This is a genomic window from Hyphococcus sp. (assembly GCF_965267305.1).
Classification (GTDB): Bacteria; Pseudomonadota; Alphaproteobacteria; order Caulobacterales; family Parvularculaceae; genus Hyphococcus.
Genome location: NZ_OZ253945.1, coordinates 1,545,139 through 1,568,019, shown reverse-complemented (window position 1 = coordinate 1,568,019; position 22,881 = coordinate 1,545,139). Strand labels below are relative to the sequence as shown.

Annotated in this window: 20 protein-coding genes and 3 tRNA genes; 15 read left to right on the top strand and 8 right to left on the bottom strand. The window is 60.0% G+C overall.

What is annotated here, in order from left to right; all coding sequences use genetic code 11:
- Positions 1–122 precede the first annotated feature (122 nt).
- A complete protein-coding gene (locus ACQY5P_RS07400; RefSeq protein ID WP_428410094.1) occupies positions 123–827 on the bottom strand; it encodes a cytochrome b/b6 domain-containing protein in 705 nt (234 codons plus the stop codon).
- A 135-nt stretch (positions 828–962) separates the two neighbouring features.
- Complete coding sequence (locus tag ACQY5P_RS07395) at positions 963–2,384, bottom strand: FAD-binding oxidoreductase (protein WP_428410093.1); 1,422 nt, start codon at positions 2,382–2,384, stop codon at positions 963–965.
- 175 nt (positions 2,385–2,559) lie between these two features.
- Here ACQY5P_RS07395 and ACQY5P_RS07390 point away from each other — a divergent pair, with 175 nt between their 5' ends.
- A complete protein-coding gene (locus ACQY5P_RS07390) occupies positions 2,560–3,351 on the top strand; it encodes a class I SAM-dependent methyltransferase (protein WP_428410092.1) in 792 nt (263 codons plus the stop codon).
- Between the two features lie 2 nt (positions 3,352–3,353).
- Here the strand turns inward: ACQY5P_RS07390 and ACQY5P_RS07385 are convergent, their stop codons facing one another.
- Complete coding sequence (locus ACQY5P_RS07385; protein ID WP_428410091.1) at positions 3,354–4,304, bottom strand: L-threonylcarbamoyladenylate synthase; 951 nt, start codon at positions 4,302–4,304, stop codon at positions 3,354–3,356.
- A 446-nt stretch (positions 4,305–4,750) separates the two neighbouring features.
- Between ACQY5P_RS07385 and ACQY5P_RS07380 the strand changes: the two genes are divergently transcribed.
- Positions 4,751–5,722 carry a sensor histidine kinase gene (locus ACQY5P_RS07380; RefSeq protein ID WP_428410090.1) on the top strand — a complete coding sequence of 324 codons (972 nt, stop codon included), beginning with the start codon at positions 4,751–4,753 and terminating at the stop codon, positions 5,720–5,722.
- A gap of 89 nt (positions 5,723–5,811) precedes the next feature.
- A complete protein-coding gene (locus ACQY5P_RS07375; protein WP_428410089.1) occupies positions 5,812–7,608 on the top strand; it encodes an acyl-CoA dehydrogenase in 1,797 nt (598 codons plus the stop codon).
- A 36-nt stretch (positions 7,609–7,644) separates the two neighbouring features.
- On the opposite strand, the gene ACQY5P_RS07370 is transcribed toward ACQY5P_RS07375, so the two are convergent.
- Positions 7,645–8,565 (bottom strand): hypothetical protein, encoded by a 921-nt coding sequence (locus tag ACQY5P_RS07370; RefSeq protein ID WP_428410088.1) that lies wholly within the window; start codon positions 8,563–8,565, stop codon positions 7,645–7,647.
- A gap of 484 nt (positions 8,566–9,049) precedes the next feature.
- On the opposite strand from ACQY5P_RS07370, the gene ACQY5P_RS07365 reads away from it, so the two are divergent.
- A tRNA-Ala gene (locus tag ACQY5P_RS07365) sits at positions 9,050–9,122 on the top strand.
- Positions 9,123–9,552: 430 nt separating this feature from the next.
- On the opposite strand, the gene ACQY5P_RS07360 is transcribed toward ACQY5P_RS07365, so the two are convergent.
- Positions 9,553–9,629, bottom strand: a tRNA-Pro gene (locus ACQY5P_RS07360).
- A gap of 306 nt (positions 9,630–9,935) precedes the next feature.
- On the opposite strand from ACQY5P_RS07360, the gene ACQY5P_RS07355 reads away from it, so the two are divergent.
- The 8 genes from ACQY5P_RS07355 to ACQY5P_RS07320 all read left to right on the top strand — a co-directional run bounded on the left by ACQY5P_RS07355 (position 9,936) and on the right by ACQY5P_RS07320 (position 16,599).
- Positions 9,936–10,010: transfer RNA gene (locus tag ACQY5P_RS07355), tRNA-Gln, on the top strand.
- 699 nt (positions 10,011–10,709) lie between these two features.
- Complete coding sequence (locus ACQY5P_RS07350; protein ID WP_428410087.1) at positions 10,710–11,471, top strand: DUF3450 domain-containing protein; 762 nt, start codon at positions 10,710–10,712, stop codon at positions 11,469–11,471.
- A gap of 32 nt (positions 11,472–11,503) precedes the next feature.
- Complete coding sequence (locus ACQY5P_RS07345; RefSeq protein ID WP_428410086.1) at positions 11,504–12,856, top strand: MotA/TolQ/ExbB proton channel family protein; 1,353 nt, start codon at positions 11,504–11,506, stop codon at positions 12,854–12,856.
- Between the two features lie 47 nt (positions 12,857–12,903).
- Positions 12,904–13,434, top strand: coding sequence for a MotA/TolQ/ExbB proton channel family protein (locus ACQY5P_RS07340; protein WP_428410085.1), 531 nt, complete (start codon positions 12,904–12,906; stop codon positions 13,432–13,434).
- 5 nt (positions 13,435–13,439) lie between these two features.
- Entirely contained in the window at positions 13,440–13,859 is a 420-nt protein-coding gene (locus ACQY5P_RS07335; RefSeq protein ID WP_428410084.1) for an ExbD/TolR family protein, read from the top strand.
- Positions 13,860–13,902: 43 nt separating this feature from the next.
- Positions 13,903–14,310 carry an ExbD/TolR family protein gene (locus ACQY5P_RS07330; RefSeq protein WP_428410083.1) on the top strand — a complete coding sequence of 136 codons (408 nt, stop codon included), beginning with the start codon at positions 13,903–13,905 and terminating at the stop codon, positions 14,308–14,310.
- 13 nt (positions 14,311–14,323) lie between these two features.
- Positions 14,324–14,923 carry an energy transducer TonB gene (locus ACQY5P_RS07325; RefSeq protein WP_428410082.1) on the top strand — a complete coding sequence of 200 codons (600 nt, stop codon included), beginning with the start codon at positions 14,324–14,326 and terminating at the stop codon, positions 14,921–14,923.
- 68 nt (positions 14,924–14,991) lie between these two features.
- Positions 14,992–16,599: a tetratricopeptide repeat protein gene (locus tag ACQY5P_RS07320; RefSeq protein ID WP_428410081.1), complete on the top strand. Its 1,608-nt coding sequence runs from the start codon at positions 14,992–14,994 to the stop codon at positions 16,597–16,599.
- Between the two features lie 243 nt (positions 16,600–16,842).
- Here ACQY5P_RS07320 and ACQY5P_RS07315 read toward each other — a convergent pair whose 3' ends face one another.
- A complete protein-coding gene (locus ACQY5P_RS07315) occupies positions 16,843–17,172 on the bottom strand; it encodes a hypothetical protein (protein WP_428410080.1) in 330 nt (109 codons plus the stop codon).
- Positions 17,173–17,322: 150 nt separating this feature from the next.
- On the opposite strand from ACQY5P_RS07315, the gene ACQY5P_RS07310 reads away from it, so the two are divergent.
- The 3 genes from ACQY5P_RS07310 to ACQY5P_RS07300 all read left to right on the top strand — a co-directional run bounded on the left by ACQY5P_RS07310 (position 17,323) and on the right by ACQY5P_RS07300 (position 20,168).
- A complete protein-coding gene (locus ACQY5P_RS07310; RefSeq protein WP_428410079.1) occupies positions 17,323–18,543 on the top strand; it encodes a DUF2336 domain-containing protein in 1,221 nt (406 codons plus the stop codon).
- A 315-nt stretch (positions 18,544–18,858) separates the two neighbouring features.
- Positions 18,859–19,557, top strand: coding sequence for an AAA family ATPase (locus ACQY5P_RS07305; RefSeq protein ID WP_428410078.1), 699 nt, complete (start codon positions 18,859–18,861; stop codon positions 19,555–19,557).
- Entirely contained in the window at positions 19,554–20,168 is a 615-nt protein-coding gene (locus ACQY5P_RS07300) for a hypothetical protein (protein ID WP_428410077.1), read from the top strand. Before ACQY5P_RS07305 ends, ACQY5P_RS07300 begins: the two co-directional genes overlap by 4 nt.
- Here the strand turns inward: ACQY5P_RS07300 and ACQY5P_RS07295 are convergent.
- Together ACQY5P_RS07295 and ACQY5P_RS07290 are read right to left on the bottom strand one after the other, a co-directional pair.
- Positions 20,165–21,808: a hypothetical protein gene (locus ACQY5P_RS07295; RefSeq protein ID WP_428410076.1), complete on the bottom strand. Its 1,644-nt coding sequence runs from the start codon at positions 21,806–21,808 to the stop codon at positions 20,165–20,167. The two genes, ACQY5P_RS07300 and ACQY5P_RS07295, sit on opposite strands and share 4 nt — an antisense overlap.
- A gap of 132 nt (positions 21,809–21,940) precedes the next feature.
- Positions 21,941–22,843, bottom strand: a complete 903-nt coding sequence (locus ACQY5P_RS07290; protein ID WP_428410075.1) for a helix-turn-helix transcriptional regulator — start codon at positions 22,841–22,843, stop codon at positions 21,941–21,943.
- Positions 22,844–22,881 lie beyond the last annotated feature (38 nt).

Sequence of the window (22,881 nt, the reverse complement as noted above, 5' to 3'; positions counted from 1 at the left end):
AGGCAAGGGGCGGGCTGTTGACGAAGATCAAGCCGGCTCTTCTTGGCAGGCTTTTTAAAATGACATTTTAGTGAGGAAAGACAGCAGGGCTCTGCAATCAATTCTTATTGTGAAAAGCGCGTCTAGTGGTCGTCATGATCGTGCTTCTCATGCTCGCCTACTTCCGGCGGATGAGGCATGAGCATAAGGCCGCCAGCAACAATCAATCCGGCGCCAGCGGCGACAAGCAGCGCCTGCATGGACGCCGGCTTTGCATCCCTGTGGGCGTCTGACGCTGGCCGTTTTTTCGCGCCCGTCACCATGGCTCTGGCGAGGTTGTCGCGGCTTGCAAAGCTGGTGACGGCGACGCCGGCGATGTGAAGCACGATCATCGCCTGCAAAATGCGGAACGCCGGCTCATGCAGTTCCTTGAGATTGACGTTAAAAATCACCGATAAGGGCCCGGTCCGGTCGTCATCGGCGCTGAGAAGGCCGGTCACGGCGACAAAAGCGACGACCGCCATCAGCACAAGGCTCGCCAGCGCGCCCAGCGCGTTATGGCCGAGCGTCGGGGCCGCTTTAAATCGCGCAAGCTCCTTGATATGGGCGAAAATTTCTGCAGGGCGCGCGAAGAAATGCGAGAACCGCGCATATTCGCCGCCGCTGAATCCCCAGAAGAACCGGAAGATCAGGAGGCCGACAATCGCTTCGCCGCTCAAACGGTGAATGAGCGAAGCAAGGCCTTCTTCCTCGCCGGTGAACCAACAGATGACGACAAGCACGAGCAGCGACCAGTGAAAAATGCGGGTCGGCAAGTCCCAGACGCGAACCGATTTCATCTCGCTCATGAAAGCTCCTGATACTGATTATCAAATTCAGTAATTAAATGATCTTGCTAGAGCTATGAACGGCGCACGGAAAAAGTCAACGCGGTTGCATGCGTCAAAATTGTGCGGCGATGAAAGACACGGCGCCCGAGCGGCTTAGAGCATCTTGCCCGGGTTCATGATCCCCTTGGGATCGAGCGCCTTTTTGATGGCGCGCATCATCTCGAGTTCGACCGCGCTCTTGCGCTTGGCCAGCGTATCGCGGCGGTGGCGCCCGACGCCGTGCTCGGCGGAGATGGAGCCGGAGAAATCACCGATCACGTCATAGACGGCGGATTCGATCTGTAGGCGGACGGGTTCGAGACTATCGGGCGCCGACCCTTCGGGGCCAACGATATCGTAATGCACATTGCCGTCGCCGATATGGCCGAAGGCGACAAAGCGCGCGCCCGGCGCGATCTTGAGGACCGCCGCATCGGCCTTTTCCATGAAGGCAGGAATGTCGCTCGTCGCTACCGACACATCATGACGCGCGCCGAGGCCTTCGCCGTTGATCGCTTCGGAAATCGAATGCCGGATGCGCCAGAAATCATGGGCGTGAGTCTCGTTCTCCGCGATGACGGCGTCAGCGATAAGGCCGTGCTCCAGCGCATCGCCGAGCATGGCTTCGACAATGTCGCGCAATCCCGATTTTTGCCCGGATGAAAATTCCGCGAGCACATACCAGGGATGGCGTTCGGCGAGGGGATCGCGGGTCTGCGGAATGTGCTTCAGGACGAGGTCGATGCAAAGCCGCGCCATCAATTCGAAGCTCGACACCATGCCGCCGGTCGATCCTTGCGCCAGCGACAGAAGTTTCACAGCATCTTCCGCGCTGTTGAGACCTGCGCAGATGGTGACTTTCTCGGCCGGCAGGGGGAACAGTTTCAACACGGCGCCGGTGACGATCCCGAGCGTGCCTTCGCCGCCAATCAAAAGCTGTTTCAGATCGTAGCCCGTGTTGTCTTTCCTGAGACGCTTCAGCCCGTTCCAGATTTCGCCCGACGGCGTCACGGCTTCCAATCCCAAGACAAGATCACGCGTATTGCCGTAGCGCAGAACATTGACGCCGCCGGCGTTCGTCGAAATAACGCCGCCGATCTGGCACGTCCCTTCCGATCCGATGGACAGCGGAAAAAGACGGCCTGCTTCCTTCGCCGCTTCCTGCGCTTCAGCGAGCGTCACGCCCGCATCCACGATCATGGTGTTGTTCAGGGGCTCGATCGCGCGAATCTTGCGCATGCGTTTCAGGGACAAGAGGATTTCATCGCCGAATGGAATCTGTCCACCCACAAGGCCCGTATTGCCGCCCTGGGGCGTGATGGCGATGTCATTGTCGCTGCAATATTTCACAACCGCCGCGACTTCTTCAGTTGAGGCCGGGGCGACGATCAGCGCCGCCTCGCCGGGCCAGCGCCCGCGCCATTCGGAAAGAAAGGGCGCGGCGTCAGCGCCTTCATAGACGCCCTTGGGCCCCACAATGGTGCGGATCGCGTCAAGCTTGTCTTTGGAAGGGGAGGCGCGTCTTAGAGTTGTCATGAAAATATCCAGCCTGTCGCGACATGTGTAGTGACCGCGCGTCATGCGTTCAAGCGGTCCGTTTTTTTTGCCTTTGCGTTGGAAGAGGCGTATCAATAAGGGCGAAGACGGGGCCGGAAAAAGATAAGCTGCGGCGGGCTGGCCCGCCTTCAAAAAAAGCGTGGGAGAGACGTTCATGAGAGGGTTCAAAAGGGTTGACGCCGCGCTGATTGGCGCGATGGCGGCGCTTGTCGCCGCCTGTGCGGAAGGAGCGCCTGAAAATTCGCTGGCGGCGGCGGGCGACGATCCGGCGGCGCGGGCGCAGGCGGTGCTTTCCCTGCCGTCGCGCCCGGTCGAAGATCACGCCGACGACGAGCTCCGCAAGCCCGCCAATGTTCTCGCCTTTATCGATGTAAGGCCCGGCATGAAAGTCTTCGAGATGGAGGCAGGCGCCGGTTACTATACGGAGCTGTTGTCGCCGCTTGTCGGACCGCAGGGCGAAGTGGTGATGCACAATCCCGAATCTTTCGATGCGTTTCTCGGCGACATCGTGCCGAAGCGCGTTGAGGGGCTCGACAATGTGCGCGTCTCGAAATCCAATTTCGACGATCTAGACGCGGATAACGCTTCCATGGACATGGTCACCTGGATGCTGGGCCCGCACGACCTTTATTACGAACCCGGCGGCGTCTCCCTTGGCGACGACAAGCAGGCGTTCGCCGAAATCATGCGCATCTTGAAGCCTGGCGGCGTCTTTATCGTGATCGATCATGCGGCGACGCCCGGCTCGCCGCGCAGCGCCGGCGGCGTGGTGCATCGCATCGACCCGGCGCTGGTGCGTGAGATGGCGGCGGAGGCGGGGTTCGTGCTGGCGGGCGAAAGCGACGTTTTGCGCCACCCGGAAGACAATTACGACGCCAATATTTTTGAACCGGAAGTGCGGCGGAAGACGGACCGGTTTCTCTACAAATTCAAAAAGCCGGAATAAAATTATCGGCGCGGCGCCGCGGCGCGGTTGAGCCGGTCGTTAATGGCTTCGCCCAAGCCCTCGAAGGGGACTGGCGCGACGGCAATGGTTTTGAGGCCATGCCCAGCGGCCAGGCGGTCAAGCGCGCGCAAATGGGCGAAGAGATTGGCCGCAGCCTCGGCGAGATCGCCGCTTTCGCTCAAGTTCAGCGTAGCCGGGCCGCCGCCTCTTACCCCGCCGAAACCGAGAAAAGCCTCGCCGTCTTTTTGCTCGCGCGCATTGAGGCGCAGCTTTGCTTCCGGCGCATAATGGCTCGTCATCATGCCCGGCGCCTCGATCTTTCCGTGAGCGGAAGAAAGCGGCTTGGCCGTCACACGTTCAATGGACTCGCGCGCGACGCCGCCGGGGCGCAGCAGGATGGCTTTGTCAGCATCGATTTTAACGATGGTCGACTCGACGCCTACAGGGCAGGGGCCGCCGTCGAGGATCATGTCGACGCGTTCGCCAAGTGAATCGCGCACATGCTCTGCGCGGGTCGGGCTGATGCTTCCCGACCGGTTCGCGCTCGGCGCGGCGAGCGGACGATCGACCGCCTGGATCAGCGATTGGGCCAATTCATGTTTCGGCATTCTGACGCCGACCGTGTCGAGCCCGGCGGAGACGAGGAGAGAAATCCCGCTGTCTTTCCGGCGCGGCAGGACGAGGGTCAGCGGTCCCGGCCAGAATTCTTTCATCAAGGTCTCTGCGAGCGGCGGAACCTCCACATAACGCTTCGCCATCTCCGCCCCCGCTACATGAATGATGAGCGGATTGAACTGCGGCCGGCCCTTCGCTTCGAAAATCCGCGCGACCGCCTTGTCGTTGGTCGCGTCGGCGGCGAGGCCGTAAACCGTTTCGGTCGGCATGGCGACAAGCCCGCCCTCACGGATAATGCGGGCGGCCTCACGGATGTCTTTATGGTCGATCACAGTCATGCGGCGCGCGGTATAGCAGCGCTTTTCCCGCGCGTCTCGCCCGCCGGCCCGCCCCGCTTTGCTCAAACAGTTTCCTTACTGAAAATACAATACGCGAGAAGAGCGCCAGATTTGCCTTTAGCAGGCTGTGATCACATCTGGGTGAATTCATCCGGGATCTTGCTCTTGAGACAACATCACATGCCTGACCATGCGTTTTCTCAGTCATTTCTGCGGCATTTGACGCTTTATTGGAACAAAGCTCCGGCGTAGCACAGGAAAGGTGCGAAGTTCCGTCTTTGATCTAAGTTAATATACGGCCTCCTTTCTTTATGTTAGTAGAAAGAGGCGCCAAGGCCGCGAATTGCAGGTGTGAAATCGAAAACAGATCCTCTTTTGGAAAGATCAGCGACTTCGATGTTGCCGATCGCTTCTCTCACCTCGCGCCGCCTTTAGTCTGTCAAATTTTGTTTGGAATCGCCTGCACGCTGCTCGTTATCGGCGCGCGCGCGCTCGTTGATTCAATGGCGCTTTCCGCAGGACCTTTTTCTCTCATTTATCCGGCGATCCTTATCGCCACGCTTTTCGGCCGCTGGCAGGCGGGGCTGGTCGCTTGGGGCGTCTCACTTCTTTACGCTTGGTATTTCGTTCTGCCGGCGCCGGGATCGTTCGCATTTGACGTTGCGGGCGACGCCGCACGCACTATGGTGAACGCAGGCGCCTCGCTGGTTATTGTCGTCTTTGCGGAGATCTTCCGCCGCGCCGTACGCGAGGCGGCGGCGGAGCGCGACAAGGAGATCAAAGAGCGGGGGCTCCTCTTGCGCGAGATCGATCACCGCATGCGGAATAATTTCGCCATCGTCGAGAGCTTTTTAAACTTGCAGGTCCGCACCGCCGAGAGCGATGAGGCGAAGCGCGCGCTCGCTATCGCCGCCGGCCGGATGCACAGTTTCGCCGCCGCCCACAAGACGCTCTATCGCGAATACCGGGGAGCGGACGGCGCCAGCCTGATCGACATGCGGACCTATCTCGCCGACATCACCGCGCATCTGGCGCAGGCGCTCTTCCCGAGCGAGCAAGTGAAACTGCATCTCGATGTGGGGGAGACCCAGATGCCCCGCGACAAGGCTGCGGCGATCGGCCTTGTGTTGAACGAACTTGTGACCAACGCCGCCAAGCACGCCTTTCACGGCCGCGATGACGGCGAACTCGCCATCAGTTTCGACGAGGACGGCGGCGAATGGCGCTTGACGGTCGCCGATAATGGCTGCGGTATTGAAAACGGCCGCATGGACAATGGTCACGCGAAGGGTGAAGACGCTCGCGAAAAGCTCGGCGCGGCGCTGGTGGAAGCCTTCGCCCAGAAGGCGGGCGGCGTGATATCCCAGGAAAGCAACGGCGCCGGCGCGCGCTTCGTGGTCACCGGGCGCGTTCACTAGAGACGCCTTTGCTGCATTCAGCGCTGGTCCGCGAGGCCGCAGCGTCCTACATACCGGAATGACGCCCCTGACGATTTCCGGAGCCCCTGATGACTTACCGAACGCCTATCCGCGACATGCGCTTCATCCTCGATCACGCCGCCGGTTTCGGCGCGCTGGAAAGGTCCGGCGCCTTTCCGGAACTGTCGGATGATCTCGTTTCGGCGATCCTCGAGGAAATGGGAAAATTCTGCGACGGCGTCGTCGCGCCCCTGAACCAGGCGAGCGACCGCGATGGCGCCAGGCTCGAAAACGGCGTTGTCCGGACGACGCCTGGCTTCAAAGAGGCCTATGCGCAATATGTGGAGGGCGGCTGGTCGTCGCTGGCGTTCCCCGAAGCGGCGGGCGGGCAGGGGCTGCCCTCGACCCTCGCCGTGGCGCTGGTCGATGCGCTGAACGGCGCCTGCATGTCCTTCGCCATTGGCACGACGCTGACCACCGGCGCGGTGAAAGCGATCATGCACGCCGCGACGGACGAACAGAAACGGCTCTATCTTGAAAAGATGGTCACCGGCGAATGGACCGGCACCATGAATTTGACCGAGCCGCAGGCTGGGTCGGACCTTTCCGCGATCCGCACCAAGGCCGAGCCGGTCGGCGACGGGCGCTATAAAATCACGGGCCAGAAAATCTACATCACCTATGGCGATCACGACATGACGGAGAATATCGTCCATCTCGTGCTCGCGCGCCTGCCCGACGCGCCGGAAGGAACGGGCGGCATTTCCATGTTCATCGTGCCCAAGGTGCATGTGAAAGAAGACGGGTCGCTGGGGTCGCGCAATGACGTTCAGTGCATCAAGCTCGAGGAAAAGATGGGCCTCCACGGCTCGCCCACCTGCGTCATGTCCTTCGGCGACAAGGGCGAGTGTTACGGGACGCTGCTCGGCGAGGAGAATAAGGGCCTTCGCAACATGTTCGTGATGATGAACGCCGCGCGCCTCGATGTGGGGATGCAGGGCGTCGGCGTCGCCGAACGCGCCTATCAGCGCGCGCTCGCCTATGCGCTTGAACGCAAACAGGGCCGCGCGCCGGGCGTCAAATCCGGCGACATGATCGCAATCTACGAACATCCCGATGTGCGCCGCATGCTTTATTCCATGAAATCGCTGACCGATGCGTCGCGGGCGATCTGCTACGCCAACGCCGTCGCCTATGATCTTGCCCATTCCGCGCCCGATGAAGCGGCGCGCAAGGAAGCAAAGGCGATGGAGGAGCTCTTAACGCCGATCTCCAAGGCGTGGTCCACGGACCGCGCCAATGACGTGACGTCGCTCGGCGTGCAGGTGCATGGCGGCATGGGCTATATTGAGGAGACGGGCGCCGCGCAGCACTTACGCGATGCGCGCATCGCCGCGATCTATGAAGGCACCAACGGCATCCAGGCGATAGACCTTGTGGGCAGGAAGCTGCAGGGCGACGGCGGCGCGGCGGCGAAAAAGCTGATCGGCGAAATCCATTCCGAAGCGATGATGCTGAAAGCGGCGAAGCGCAAAGACCTCGCCCATATCGGCGCGCGTCTTCTCGAGGCCGTCGACGCCCTTCGTCAGTCTACGGAATGGCTGCTGGACGCCGCGCAGAAAGACCAGGCGCATGCGCTCGCCGGAGCGACGCCCTATCTCAAACAGTTCGGCAATGTCGCCGGCGGCTATTATCTCGCCCATGGCGCCAAGGCGGCGGCGATTGCGGCGGGGGAGGGGCAGGACCCCGCCTATTACGAAGCCAAGATCGCCCTCGCGACATTCTACGCCGACAATTATCTCACCGAGGCCGTCGCGCTCACCGACGCCGTGACGGCGGGCGCGGAAACCGTGGCGCGCATCGAGCCGGATGTAATGAGCGGGTGATTTATGTGGTGAACGGTGGCGAGCATGGCTTATCTTCTATTGGCCTTGTTTGGGGTGGGGGGTAATTTTTGACAATATGTCGGTGTTTGAATGGATCGTTCTTATTGCTGCGAAAGGAATAAATACAGGCTTACTTTGAATATGAGCGGCTTTATGGCGCTGATACATCTTTTGTAATGGAGATAATTCTTTTTCATTATCGACGGCCGCAACATCCATTCGGGCGACATCTTTACTGTCTAAGAAACATAACACCCCATGATTGTTTGACGTTAAAATATTGCATGGCAGCTCCATCTCCATGCTATCGTCGATATAATCCTTCAAAACAATAACGGCATCGGCAGGGGCATTTTTTGTCAGATCGATATAAATTCTCCCAAAATTGAAAGATGTGAACACTATTAGAAAAAGAATTATATTTGAGTACTGAGTAATTTTTGAAACCCCATCTTTTGAAAACACAATTAAAAGAGCGAGCAAAAGGATAGGGATTATTATTAATATAGAAGAAATATATATAAAAATAATGGGGGCAAAAATAAGCGCGCCTAGAAAAGTAGGTATTTTTTGTTTGGTTGGTAAGCGTAGAAAATCCGTCGAATTCAAAAAATAGCTGAGTTCTTCTGCGGCTCCCGATAACATCATCGCACCACCGATCAAGGCAAATATTAGTACTGTGAAATTAATCGTCCCTCTCTGCGCAGCTGGTGCCGCGAGGGTGCGTACTGCATACACATATAGGAAGATAGCACCGACCCAAAAGCTCAAATCCACAAACACCTGAACTCTATCCACCAAGGCGAGATATTCTTTCCCGAGGTGTGTGACATACCCTATAAAAAACGCACCCGTGATCGCATATGAAACAAGTAATGCTCGGGCAAGCGGGTTTTCCATTAGCGCGGTTGCGCCGGAAATAAGTTGCTGCTCAAATGTGCCGAATGAGGATTTCATTGCTGGCCCTCGTTGAAGACATTAGATGTCTTCTAAACAAAATTTAGACTAGTGGGAATGAAGTTCAGCTCCCTATTTAAATAGGAGCAACTATTTTTAAATCTATTTTGTTATAGAAGCTGGTCGGAGTGAGTGGATTCGAACCACCGGCCCCTGCCTCCCGAAGGCACGCTGTCGAGAGATGTAGGTAATTTTAAGCTATTGAAACGGCTGCATAATCAAAAAGTTTTTGCCAACAAAATCTCCTGAAACGCGACAAAACCTACACCGGTTTGGGCGTTAACGCCCAAAGATTTGCGTTGAAAATTGCGGTCCGGTTGGCGGCTAAATGTTGTAGGTAAATTCCGACGGATCGCAGTCCTAGTGGGGCAGCGGAACAAATTCGTCCGTATAGATTCTATTCTTGATTTTGGAAACGAACACCCGCAACACGAGTCCGTCAACGCACGCATTCGCGTGTGTTGACGGTTCCGTTGTTCGGTGGGGCCTAGTGGCAGAATGGTTATGCAACTGGTTCGCACCCCAGTAGAAGCTCGGTTCAAGTCCGGCCTAGGCCTCGCCGAACACAAACCTTATCTCCTTTGAATCACGGGTGATTCGCCGTGTCAATTACGCTTCATCGATTTCAACGAAGTTAATTCTTGAACCGCCAGTGACTTCTCCCCCGAGAATGGGGTTAACTTTTCGATGATTCTTTGCGGCGGCAAAATGAATTTACCTACATTTGGGCGATCGAAGACGCAGGAAAACATTTCTGTGTAGGTAATTCGTCTGTCGAGATAACTGTCTTAAATGTCGCCAATCTGTATGCAAACAATTGAACTTCAAGCCAGAAAATAACGCGCAAGTTAGCGCTCAAATTTTCGATGATGAAATCAGATTCAAATACAATCGCTTAGCGCAAAAACGATTGGTTTAACGCGCAGATTAACGCACAAGCGAGGAGTCGAGCATTTTTCCAACGAGGGTTTAAGCCCTTGGAAAAACTGGTCGGAGTGAGTGGATTCGAACCACCGGCCCCTGCCTCCCGAAGACAGTGCTCTACCAGGCTGAGCTACACTCCGATCTTCAGGCGGGGCCATGCCGGCCGCGCCCGCGGGAGCGCCTCTATAGCCATGGACGGATCGGGGCGCAACGGCGATTTCCCGGCGTCCGCCGGGGCTGGGGCGCCGGGCGGGAGGCTGGCGCAAGGTCTGCGAACGGCCGCCGGGAAGCGCTTTTGCCGGGCGGCGAAACCGGGCGTTAAAGCGAGGTTGCGCCGCGGCGCCATTTTTCGCCTGCCGCCCATTGCAACGCTTCGGGGAAAGCGCTATCTCGCGCGCTCCGCAAGGCTCGCGGGCCGCCCGAAAAGGCGCGCGCCGCCAGCGCGTTGGGGCGTCGCCAAGTGGTAAGGCATCGGTTTTTGGTACCGACATTCCCAGGTTCGAATCCTGGCGCCCCAGCCAACATTTAACCGATCAACACGCAATCGAGCCGCCGCCAGCCGGGAAAACCGGCGCCGCGTCCGTCGCAAGTCGGGTTTCATTCCGGGAAAATTGCGCCGTTTCGAAGCGCGATATGGCTGCTGCAGCGGCGTTTTCGACGGTTAACGCGCCGGCGGGACGCCATTTTTTCGGCATATTATTATGTATGATGCGCCGCACCGGACGTTCGCGGCGCGTCCACATGATGCGCCGCGTGTCAATAGCGCGCGGGCGCGGCAGGCGCGCGATTGCGTGTTCCGCACCGTGATTTTGCGCAATTCTAACGATTGCCAGCGCGCAGAAGTGTTGTTACAAACTAACGGGGTATGGTCTGTGGCCTGAAGGGAACGGCGGGGGCGAGACGCTGTTCTGCATCCGGGCTGTGAGAGACAGGGTGACACGAATCTTGCAGTAATCGGCTATGAGCGGCTCGAATCGGAGGGCGTTTGATCATGTGTCAAAACGTCGTTGCAATTCTGCTGCAAATATACGATTGCTTCGAAGTCTTGCATGGGGAACAGGGGACAGTTCTGGGTGAAGAGTATCATGCACAGTTTTCTTGAAGCGCGCGTTCGCGGTGTGAACCGGCGTGTTTCAAATCGGCGCACGGCGCCACAGCTCCGCGGCCCAAGCGATGGCGCCGTATCAATCAGCCGCAACAATCCGGTAGGTGAGGCATTTATGAAAAGATCAGCGATTTTGGGTTCAGCGGCGATGCTCGCTGTGTTGTGCGCGCCGGCCCAGGCGCAGTTCCGCTCCGCGCTTCAGGAAGCTGAAGCGACGGCGCGGGAGACCGCTTCGGCGCAGCAGCAGATCGATCAGCTCGACGACCAGACGGCGTCGCTCCTGAACGATTATCGCGCCAACCTGAAACAGCTCGAAGCGGCGCGCCGTTACAACGCCTCGCTTGAACGCAACATCGAGGCCCAGGAGCGCCAGCTCGTCCGCCTTCGCGAAGACATTGAGAATGTCGAAGGCCTGCAGCGCGCCATGCAGCCGCTGATGGAAGACATGGTGGCGCGCTTCGGCGAACTCGTCGGTGCGGACCTGCCGTTCCTCGCAACCGAGCGTTCCGACCGCGCCGCCCGTCTTGAGGGCGTGCTTGCGAACCCCGACATGTCGGCGGCGCAGCGTTACCGCCTGATCGTCGAGGCCTACCAGATCGAAGGCGAATATGGCCGCACCATCGGCGCCTATGAAGGCACGGTGAATTTCAACGGCCAGGAGCTCTCGGGCGAATTCCTGCGCATCGGCCGCGTCGCGCTGATGTTCAAGACGCCGGACGATTCGACGCTTCTCATCTACGACGCCGCCGCGGGCGACTGGACCAATCTCAACCGCTCTTATCTGCAGGACGTCAAATATGCGCTGCGGATGGCGAAAGAACAGACCGCGCCTGACATCTTCTTTGCTCCGGTGAAGCCGCCGGTAGCGGCTCAGTAACGGCGAAAACGGGTAATAAGGAATTACAAGTCATGAAACTCTTCAAACTTGCATCGATTTCCCTGATCGCCGGCGTCGCCGCCGTCAGTGTGAACATGTCAGCGAGCGCGCAGGTCACGCTCGATCAGGTCCTGAACGCGGTCCGTGAGGAACGCCGGGACGTCAGCGCCGAAAACCGCCAGCGTATCGAACGCTTCCGCGCCGAGCGCAACCAGCAGCAGGCGCTCCTCACTCAGGTGCGCCAGCAGGTCGCCGCGGCCGAAGCCGAATCGACCCGCCTTGAAGGCGTGATGGAAGAAAACCGCGCCGCCATCGCCGAGCTCGACCAGGAGCTTGCGTCGAAGCAGGGCGAATTCCAGGAGCTCTTCGGCGCCGCGCGCACCGCCGCCGCCGACTTGAACGCCCAGGTCGAGCGTTCGCTCATTTCCGCGCAATATCCGGGCCGCGGCCAGACGCTCAACGAACTGGCGCGCACCGAGAAACTTCCGACCGAAGAACAGCTTCGCGATCTCTGGGAAATCATGATCCAGCAGATGGCCGAGCAGGGCAAAACCGTCACGTTCAATTCGCGCATCGTTCAGGCGAATGGCGAAGCTTCCGAAGCCGAAGTGACGCGCATCGGCCCGTTCGTCGCATTCTCGAACGGCAAATATCTCGAATATGATGGGGGCAAGCTGCAGTTCCTCGCCCGTCAGCCTTCCGGCGACATCACTGGCGCCGCCAGCCGCGTCGCCAACGCTTCCGGCGACGGCTTCGTCCGCGGCGCCATCGACCCGTCGCTCGGCACGCTGCTCGGCCTCGTCGTCGAAACGCCGACGCTCAGCGAACGGATCGATCAGGGCCGCTTCATCGGTAAGGTGATCCTCGCCGCCGCCGCGCTCGGCATCGTGCTCGGCATCTACAAGTGGGTGACGCTCACCATGACCGCCGGCGCCGTGCGCTCTCAGGTCCGCCGCAAGAAAGCCTCGAAAGCCAACCCGCTCGGCCGCGTCATGCTCGCTTACGAGAACACGCAGTCCAACGATGTGGAGACGGTCGCGCTCAAACTCGACGACGCGATCCTCAAAGAGGTGCCGAAACTCGAAGGCGGCCTCAACCTCATCAAAGTGCTCGCCGCGGTGGCCCCGCTGCTCGGCCTCCTCGGCACGGTTATCGGCATGATCAACACCTTCCAGGCGATCACGCTCTTCGGCACCGGCGACCCGCAGATCATGGCGTCGGGCATTTCCGAAGCGCTGGTCACGACGGTGCTTGGTCTCGTTGCGGCGATCCCGCTCCTCCTGCTTCACGCCTTTGCGGCGGGCGCCGCCAAGCGCGTGTCGCAAATCCTCGAGGAGCAGGCTGCCGGCATCATCGCCGAACATGCGGAAGGCGGCCGGGCGTAATTGCGCCCGGTCCCTTAGAACCCCGTCAAGGGAAAGGGTCACGATAAGTGGAACTTTTGAACCCTACGATCGCCTACTCAGCGCTCATGGATTTTCTGAGCGCCGGCGGCAACGTCCTTGTCGCGATCATGGTGGTCACCTTCTTCATGTGGGCGCTGATTATCGAGCGTCTCATGTACTGGACAGGCGCTCATGCGGGCGTCGTAAAACGGGCGCAGCGCGCCTGGTCTGCGCGGACCGACCATAAATCCTGGTACGCGCATGCGATCCGCGAGCGGCTGATTTCGGAAACCACGCAGGAAGCCTCTCGCTTCAACAATGTGATCCGGGCGCTGGTTGCGGTGACGCCGCTGCTCGGCCTTCTCGGCACGGTGACCGGCATGGTCGAGGTGTTCGACGTCATGGCCGTGACCGGGTCTTCCAATGCGCGCCTGATGGCGGCCGGCATTTCCAAGGCGACTATCCCCACCATGGCGGGTCTCGTGGCCTCCCTGTCGGGCCTCATCTTTATCAATGCTTTTGACCGGAATGTTCAAAAAGCGTCGGGTCAGATCTCTGACGATTTGTTGATCGAGTAGGCGTCATGAGAAAAAAAGCACAACATGCAAGTGAAGCCGCGGACGTCAATATCACGCCGCTTCTCGACATCGTGTTCATCCTCCTGATCTTCTTCATCGTGACGGCGACGTTCCTGCGCGAAAAAGGAATCGACGTGAACACGCCGGAAGACACGCCGCCTGAGGTGGAGACGATCCCGCCGCCGGCGCTGCTGTTGGCGGTGCAGGATGACGGCTTCGTGCGGGTGAACAATGTCCGCATCATCGATCCGGGTTCGGTGAAGCCGGTGGTGCAGGAATTTATCGCCCGCGAACCCCAGGGCGTTGTCCTGGTCAGCGCCTCTCCGGAATCCGAAGCCGGTGTTGCGGTCGAGGTGATGGACCAGGCCCAGGATGGCGGCGCGAGAGGCAGAGTGTCGCTCGCATTGCAAAAAGAAAATCAATAGGGCGCTGCGGCGCCGGGCTATTAGTTCGTAGGCGGATTGAATTATGGCGAGACGAAATCTTTCTCAACCGGCGGGCGACGATGAAGACGTCAACGTGACGCCGCTCCTCGACATCGTCTTCATCATGCTGATCTTTTTCATCGTGACGTCCACCTTCGTGAAAGAGCCCGGCATCGAGGTCGACCGTCCGGAAGCGGTGTCGGCGGATGAGCGCAAGCTCGCCTCTATCATCGTCGCGATTTCGGAAAATGACGAGATCTGGATCAACAAGGAGCGCGTCGAACTCGATGAAGTGCGCGCCGTCGTTGAGCAGCTGCGTCGTGAAAACCCCAAAGGCACTGCCGTCGTCCAGGCGGACGCCAAGTCGAAAACACGGCTTCTCGTCGAGGTCGTGACGCAAATCCGGTCCACCGGCGTCTCTGATGTCGCGGTGTCGACGGAAGACGCTTAAGGAGAACTTCTAAATGGGCTCTCTCATTCGTTTGATTATCGGGGTGCCGGGCGCGATCATCGTGACCGGGGGCCTGTTTCTCTTCATGGCGGCGATGATCCGGCAGGATCCGCGCCTCAACGAAGAAGAAGACGCGATCAATCTCAATATCACCGCGCAGATTGAAGACACGACCCTCAACAACGCCAACCGCGAATTCAAACGGCCGACGCTCGATGCGCCGCCGCCGCCGCCGCCGGCGGTCAACGACCCGTCGAACCGCCCCGCGCTTGACGGCGTGCGCGCGCAGATCCCCGAGATCAACGCTAATCTGTCTATCGGTTCGGGCTTCAATCCCGACCGCGACGCCCAGCCGCTGGTGCGCATTCCGCCGCAATATCCGGAACGCTGCATGAACCGGGCGAAACCTTCCGAGTCGGTGCTCGTGCAGTTCGACGTGACGCCGGACGGCCAGACCACCAACATCACCACGGTCGAAAGCTCCAACAGCTGCCTTAACCGCGCTGCCGAAGCTTCGGTCGCGCGCTGGAAATATCAGCCGAAGATTGTCGATAACCAGGCGGAATGGCGCCGCGGGGTGCAAACCGTCGTCACTTTCGTGCTTGAAGGTTAAGCGGCGAACGCCGCGGCGCTCCTCGGGCGCACGCGAACAACAGAGGTCGAGACCGCAGGATGAAAAAAATGCGTGGGAAATATCGTAAGCTTTGTTTGTCGGCCGCCGCCTCTGCTGTTGCGGCGCTGATGACGGCGGCGGCGCCGACGGCCGCCCTGGCGCAGGCGCAATGCGACGCCGAAGAGGGCGGAGCGTCGAAGACGCTCGATCCGCGCATCGGCCAGGAAATCCAGAAGCTCTACGAACTGATGCAAGCCGATCAGTATCAGCAGGCGCTCGCCGGCTTCAACAATCTCATCGCCAGCCGCGGCGACGCGATGAAGCCCTATGACAAATCCACCGTCTATGAGCTTCGCGCCAACGTCAAAATCAATCTCGATGATTTTCGCGGCGGCATGCAGGACATGCAGACGGCCCTGGACACAAACGGGCTGCCGCCGGCGCGCAACAACCAGCTTCGTTATTACATCGCCCAGCTCAACTTCCAGCTTGAGCAGTATCAGACGGCGATCAACGGCCTCAATCAGTGGATTCAGCTTGCACGCACCTGCGGCGTGGCGGTCGATCCCAACGCTTATTATCTCCTCGCCGCCGCCTACACGCAGGTCACGCCGCCGAACTACCGCCAGGCCGTTGGCCCGGCGGAACAGGCGATCGCCGGCATGGGCGACGAGCCGCGCAAAGGCTATTTCGATCTCTTGAACCTGATTTATTCGGAGCTCGGCGACAACGCCAAGCGCGCGCCCTTGCTCGAGCGCATGGTCAATTACTGGCCGGAGAACAAAGGTTACTGGACGCAGCTTTCCGGCGCCTATTCGGTGCAGGGCAAAGACCGCGATGCGTTCTCCGTGCTTGAGGTCGCCTATCGCGCGGGTCTCATCAAGACCGAAAACGAGATCATCACGCTCGTCCAATATTATTCGTTCTTTGAAAATCCCTATCGCGGCGCGACACTGCTCGAGCGGGAAATGAATGCGGGCAATGTGGACCGCGATCAGGATAATCTGATCCTCCTCTCGCAGCTCTGGAGCCAGGCGCGCGAGCACAAAAAGTCCATTCCGATCCTCGGCGAGGCCGCACGCAATTCGTCCAAGGGCGAGCTTTCCTATCGTCTCGGCATGGTGCTGCTCGCCGACGAACAATACGCTGCGTCCGAGCGCGCGCTTGAGGCGGCCCTCAACAAGGGCGGCATGAACGCCAAGGACACAGGCGACGCCTGGCTGCTTCTCGGCACGGCGCGCTTCAGCCAGGCCGGCCCCGCCGACACCGCCCAGTGGGCGAGCGCCCGCCAGGCCTTCGCCCGCGCGCAAGCTTATGAGGGCACGCGCCGCCGCGCGTCGGACTGGATCACTTATATCGACGCGGTCGTCAGCACCTATTGGGATGGCCTGCGCCTCGAATGGGAGCAGAACAAGGCGGCCTGCGAAGACGACATTCAGCGTTTTGAACAGCAGCGCCGCATCGAAGACCTTCAGAACCGCCGGCCGGATCCGGCTGAGGTCGCGCGCCGCGATGCGCGCGTCGCGGAATGCGAAGCGCTGATCGCCGCAGGTCCGCCGAGCCGTAACAATCCTCAGCGCGGCGGCGGCTCCAACACCGAATCGGCGCCCGCCGAACCGGAAGCTCCGGCGGAGCCGGAAGCGCCCGAAGCTGAAGACACGGCGACCAACGAATAAGCCGGTTTGATATCGGCACAGCAAAAAGGCGCTCCTTGAGAGCGCCTTTTTTGTGTTTGCAATTTGGTTGCGAGGGAAACAACGGCTTGTTTGCGTTTGGGCAGCATTCCCCCTCTAACGCCGGCAGGCGAGGGAGCATGTCTGGACGAAGGGCGATCGGATCGCCGTTAATCGCGAGAATTGGGGAGATTGCTTTTCAGTCAACGAGAACGCGCTGACGCCCGCCGACAAATTCAGTTTTCATTAATACTCGTTGCGTTCGCCAAGGATGCGCCCGCCGTCGCGCGGCTCCGGCGTTTGGCGGGAGCATTCGAGATAGCCCTGCCGCCAGCCCGCCCGGTAGGCCTCGTCATTGTCAAAAGCGTAGGCGTCCCGGCGCTGCTTGGTTGAAAAGCTCTTGTCCTCTTCCGTCGCCGTGGAGCAGCCGTCGCCATAACCGGCGGAATAGCCGGGGGCTTCGCGCAAGGCCGCCATATCGGCTGAGGAGGCGCAGCCGGCCGCCGCGGCGAGCAACGTCGCCGCCGCGCAGCCTTTAAAAAATGATTTTAAGTTCAATACATTAGAGTAATTCACGAGGTTTCAGCTTTCTTCCGGCTACGGGGCCGGACCTTAGCACCGCCCGTGCGCCAGGTCTCCGAAAACCGGCGGCAAAAGTGCAATCACCCGTTAACGGTGTTCCGGTTACAACGGTCCCGGCGCACGAGAAAGGCGAAATCCGCATCCATGACCGAATACGACGCCGCCGATGAGCCCCGCGCCGGCGCCCGGACGACCCCGAGGCCGGATGCGGAGACCATGCTTACGCCTCTGTCTCCTTCCGGACCCAGCGTGCGCGCGCTGATGGTCAGGAAACTTGCGGACATCGTCGTCTTGCCCAACGGCAAGATCTCCTCGAACGAACGCTCGCTGGTGGCGGATATTCTTCTTCATGTCCTCGACAAGGTCGAGGAGCCGATCCGCATGGAAGTCGCCCAGCGCGTCGCCCGCGTTTCGGAATGCCCGCCGGCGCTGGTCAGGATGCTGCTGCTCGACGATGCGCCGGTTGCGGAGAAAATCGCATCCCGCGCCGAGTTCCTTCCCGAGGCGCTGCTCATCGAAGCGGCGCGGGAAGGGACCATGGCGCACCGGATGATGATTGCCCGGCGCATCGATGTGTCGACGTCGGTCGCCGACGCCTGCCTGGCCCATGACGAAATCGATGTCTGCAAGCTCATCCTGAAACGCGAGGAATGCGTTCTTTCGCCCAACGCGGTGAACAAGATGGTGGCCTTGAGCGCGGCCAACAAGGAAGTGCAGGGGCTGCTGCTGCGCCGCCGGGAGCTCGAACCCGCGCACGGCTTCATCATGTTCTGGTGGGTCGACGCCGAACGGCGCCGGCGCATTCTCACCCGTTTCGCGCTCGACCGCAGGGTCGTCCAGGATGCGCTCGCCGATCTTTATCCGAAGGTCTTCCGCGGCGGCGACAACGACGCTGTGGTCAAGGACATTCTGGTTCTCTCCGAACGACGCCATCGCCCGCGCGGCGCGCAAGGCGAGCCGGTGTCTATGGAAGTCGTGCGCAAAACCCTTGCAGCGGCGTGCAAATATCCGGCGCAGGAGATCATCGACGCGGTCGCCATGCTCGGCGGCATTTCCCGCGAATTGTCGGGCCGCATTCTGCGCGACCCCGGCGGCGAGCCCTATGCAGTCTTGTGCAAGAGCCTTGGCGTGCCGCGGGACGATTTTTACGCCTTCTTAACCGGCGCGGCCGAGGGGCCCGAAGCGGCGGCGCGCGCCGATCATCTCCTCGCGATTTTCGATTCCATGGCGCGCGATTTCGCGCGCGCGGTCCTGCGATACTGGGACTGGGACACCAATCCGCGCATCGCGCATATCACGAGGCTGATGTCGCTCCTGCAAAGCGACATCAACATCACCGATCTTGGGCTTTCGTCTTTCGGCTAACCGGCTTGCGGGCGGTTAAGCATGTGAAGCGCGGCGCGCCGGGCGTTGGCCGCGAATATTCAATACGGCCATCCCGGAAAAAAGGATCACGCTCTTAAGTCTCGTTTAAGGCCTTTACCATATAAGGCGATCGCTGGCGGCGGCCTTGCGTATCTAGGTCGCTGCCGGCTTCTTTTCAGCGCAGATGCTGAATCGGCCCCTCACAATTTGAAGAAAATTATCCTCGCTGTTCACGCGCTGCGTTAACGGCCCGCGTGCATGATGGCGCTCGCGTCGGAAAGTTCGTGAACAGGTGGAGGGCGCGTTTTGTCTTCAATGCGTGTAATCGTATTCGCATCGCAAAAAGGGGGGTCGGGGAAAACCACCTTGTCCGGACATATTGCGGTGGAAGCAGAGCGTCAGGGCGCGGGGCCCGTTGCGTTGATCGACACCGATCCGCAAGGCTCGCTGGCGAAATGGTGGAACGTCCGCAAGGATCCGTCGCCGGCTTTCATTCAGTCGGTATTCTCCAATCTTTTTTACGATCTCGACAGCGCCCGGGAAGAGGGCTTCAAGCTGGTCGTCATCGACACGCCGCCGGCGGTGACGCGCGCCATTTCCGAAGTCGTCAGCTTCGCCGACATCGTCGTCGCGCCGACGCGGCCGAGCCCGCATGACCTTCGCGCCGTCGGCCCCACGGTCGATATCGCCGAAGCCCGCGGCAAACCGCTCATCTTCGTGGTCAACGGCGCGACCCAGCGCGCGCGCATCACGTCGGAAGCCGCCGTCGCCCTGTCGCAACATGGCACCGTGGCGCCGGTCACCATTCACCATCGCGTCGATTTCGCCGCGTCGATGATCGACGGGCGGACGGTGATGGAAATCGACCCGTTCTGTCAGTCTTCGCAGGAAATTTCGGCCCTCTGGTCCTATCTCCATGAGCGCCTGCAGCGCGCCGATGGCGGCTACCGCCAGGACGAGCATGGCGCCGCGGCGCCGAGCAACCGCGTCTTCGGGCGCAGGGCGGCGCAATGAACGCATACGCGCCCAACAACAATTCCGGCGGCGGTTTCGCGTCCCTCACATCGAGCCTTCTGGCGCGAAAGGGAGAGGCTTTGCCTGCAGTCGATGCGGTCGCCCATGAAGGCGTCGACATCGAGATGCGGCCGATGAAGCCGGCGAACGCGCCGGGCGCACCGCGCAATGTCAGCGAAGAGGCGATCGACACGCTCTATTCAGCCGACCGCCAGCGCGAACAGGAAGTCGCGCGGATGACCGCGGCCGCTCATGGCAATGTCAAGGTGCTGCGTCCCGCAAGCCCCCAACGCCGCCGCATCGGTCATGATGAAGCGCCGAAAACCTGGACGATCCCGCCGCGGGCCCATCGCCGCCATCATCCGAGCCCGGAGGCGCCGACCGGCATTCTCGCCCGCAAGGCCATCGTGACGCTGAAAATGCCGGCGCGCGATCTTGTACGCTTGCGTCTTGCGGCGCGCGATCTCGAAATGTCGTGCCAGGCGATCATTCTCGACGCGCTTGAATGCTATCTCGACGCCAATGACGTGCTGTCCGCACAGGACGATGAAGCGATCATGCGCGAGGTCGAACGCCTCATCAGCAAGGCGAAAGCGAAACGCGGGGCTTAGGTGAGCGATGCGCCGGATGAGTCATCTTCTCCCTTGCGCCTTTTGCTTTTGAAATCCCAGACTTCCCGGCCAAATGCAGACCAGTCGAGCGGTTTTCTTCCCCGGTCGTCGCGGCGACGGAAGACCATCAGGATCACGGTCGCATAAATCGAGATGACCAGACCCTGCAGGACATAAGGTGAAATCACGATGCGCGACACTTTGCGCAGCCAAAAGCCGCACCACGGCGTCGCCTGACCGGACTCGCATACGGAGACCGTCCATTCGAGCTCGGCGAGGCCGGACGTATAGTTGGTCCCGTTCAGGAAATTGCCGACCGCCACCGAACCGGCGATCACGGCGCGGTCCGCCGCCTCGGTGAGACGGTCTTGGATAAAAGCGTCGAGGATCGACAGCACCGCGACGCCATCCGTAAGGTTCGTCGGGGCCGCGCGTTCTTCGTCGCCCGTTTTTGGCATATCGATGTCGGCGGGCGGCTCTGCGGGGCCGGCGTTAAGCGCATCCGTCGCCATTGCGATTTTAGCGCCTGGAAAGTCGCAGCCCCATTCTTTGCGGAATGCGTCTGCGCTTGCGGCGTCATCTCCATAAGATGCGGTTTGATCGGCGCACCAGGCTTCCCCGCGGAAATAGCCGCAATGGGCTGTGCGCCAGATGATGTTTTCCGCGTCGCGGACTGGCTGAAAAAGAATTATCTCATTAACGCGCGGCTTGTATCCAGCCTGTTCTGTCTTATCGAACACGTTAAAGGGGCCTGTTTTTCCGACGACGCGCATATATCTGTCGCCGACTTTTTCGCACAGATCGCCGGATTCCGCCTGCTCGACCAACGACAGAAAATCACCGGCGATGTCGCTGGAAAAGGTTTCAACCTGCGAAAGCGCGCTGGTGAGATTCTTATTTTGGGCAAACAGCGTTTCGTAATTGGACTGAAGCGTCTCGACTTCGTCAATAAAGTCCTGACTGAAAACATACCGGCCGAAGACCGCACGAACAGCATCGCCCGCTTGCTTCGTTGAGGGCGTTGGAAAGACCGGGCCTGCGGCGAAATTCATTTCCGGCGACACGCGATTATCAACGCCGGCGTTCTTCACGGAGTAGTCGGTGATGGTGACGACAAGCGCAGAGTAGACCAGCCCAAACAGGATCGGCAGCCGGAAGAAGGCCCAGCGGGCCGCCTTTACCTGACCGAAACGGTCCGCCAAGAAGAGCAGGACCGTGCAAAATAAGACGGCGCCGCCGAACAGCGCGATGGTCCACTGGAGATCCGCAGCCATCGCATCGCCAAGCGTGACGGAGATTTTTTTTACGCTATCGGCGTCTGGAAAAGTGAACAACGCGGCGAAGCCCGTCGCCACAGCCCTGAATACGATATTGAATAGCAGAAACGACACGATGAAGGCGAAGGTCACGCCCGAGAACTGGCGGCGGAAAAAGAAAGGACGTTCGAAAAGCAGCATGCGCCATTGATGCGGCGTCGATGCGAAAAGCGTGATTACAGCAGTGACCCCCGCAAATGCGACCACCGGTTCATGACGTACTGAAAAATATATGGCGGCTGCGCAGACCAGCAGCAAAATCAAACGCAGACTGTCCGCGATAGAGGAAACAGCATGAAAGAATCGTCTGAACGGTGATTGCATTGGCGCGCCCCCTTGCCCACATCCCCAAGTGTTGAGCGCATTTACTTTGGGGGCTCTCACAATGCAATCGCTCAATTACATTGTTTTGTGAAATTGCGGCGTCATATTTCTGTAAATATTCGGCGCCTATTGTCACTTATTGCGCCCCGCCGCCGACGGCGCGCAGCCGTAAGTCTTGCGGAAGGCGCGGAAGAAGGCGGTGCGGTCCGAATATCCGACGGCGGCGGCGATGTCGCCGGTGGTGCGTTTCGTCTCTTTCAACAGCCGCAGCGCTGCGTCCATGCGCACAAGGCTGAGAAACTGCATGGGCGTCGCGCCGGTGACGGTCTTGAAGACGCGGATCAGGTGATATTGCGACAGCCGCGCCTCGCGCGCGATGTCACCGAGAGAAAGTTCGGGTTCGTTATAACGTTGCAGCATCGCTTCTTTCGCCAGGCCGCAGCGCCGGGCGAGTTCGGCGCGGGTCGACGCCTTGACCGCAGTGATATCGTCGCGCGCCGCGGCGCGGGCGTCCTGCGTATCGAGCAGTCCCGCATAAAGCAGCGCGCATTTCTCCGCATGCCAATGATCGCTTGCTGAAGCCGCGCGAGTGCGCTGCGCAATGTCGTCCATCAGCGCCTGCAGTTTCGCATCGGGACGGATGAGCCGGGTTTCGAGGCGCCGACCATGTTCACCGCTGTCTTCAAGCGCGGTTTTCGCCGCGCTCTCCGTAATCCAGTGCGGGAAGGAAATCATGTTGGAGCGGAACGGCGTCTCGCCCAGCGCGGCATAGGCGTAGCGCGCGCCGCGGGCGAGGGTGACGGCGCCGGCCGATAAAAGCTTCAGCGGGGCCCTTGCGCCTTGCAGCGCATATTCCTCCGCGCCGCCCGTCTGCCACGCGATCGCCGCGCAGGACCAGTCTTCATTCCAGGCGCCGGCGATGTCGAAGCGCTCCCGATGCATCAGGCCGGAAAAGAACATGCCCTCGCGCGGCGTGCGCGCATAGATTGCGTGGAGGGCATCAGCGTCTTCCGGCGGCGTGGTGAGAAGCTGCATGGAGCATTGCCGTTCTTGCGTATTCCGTCGCATGAACT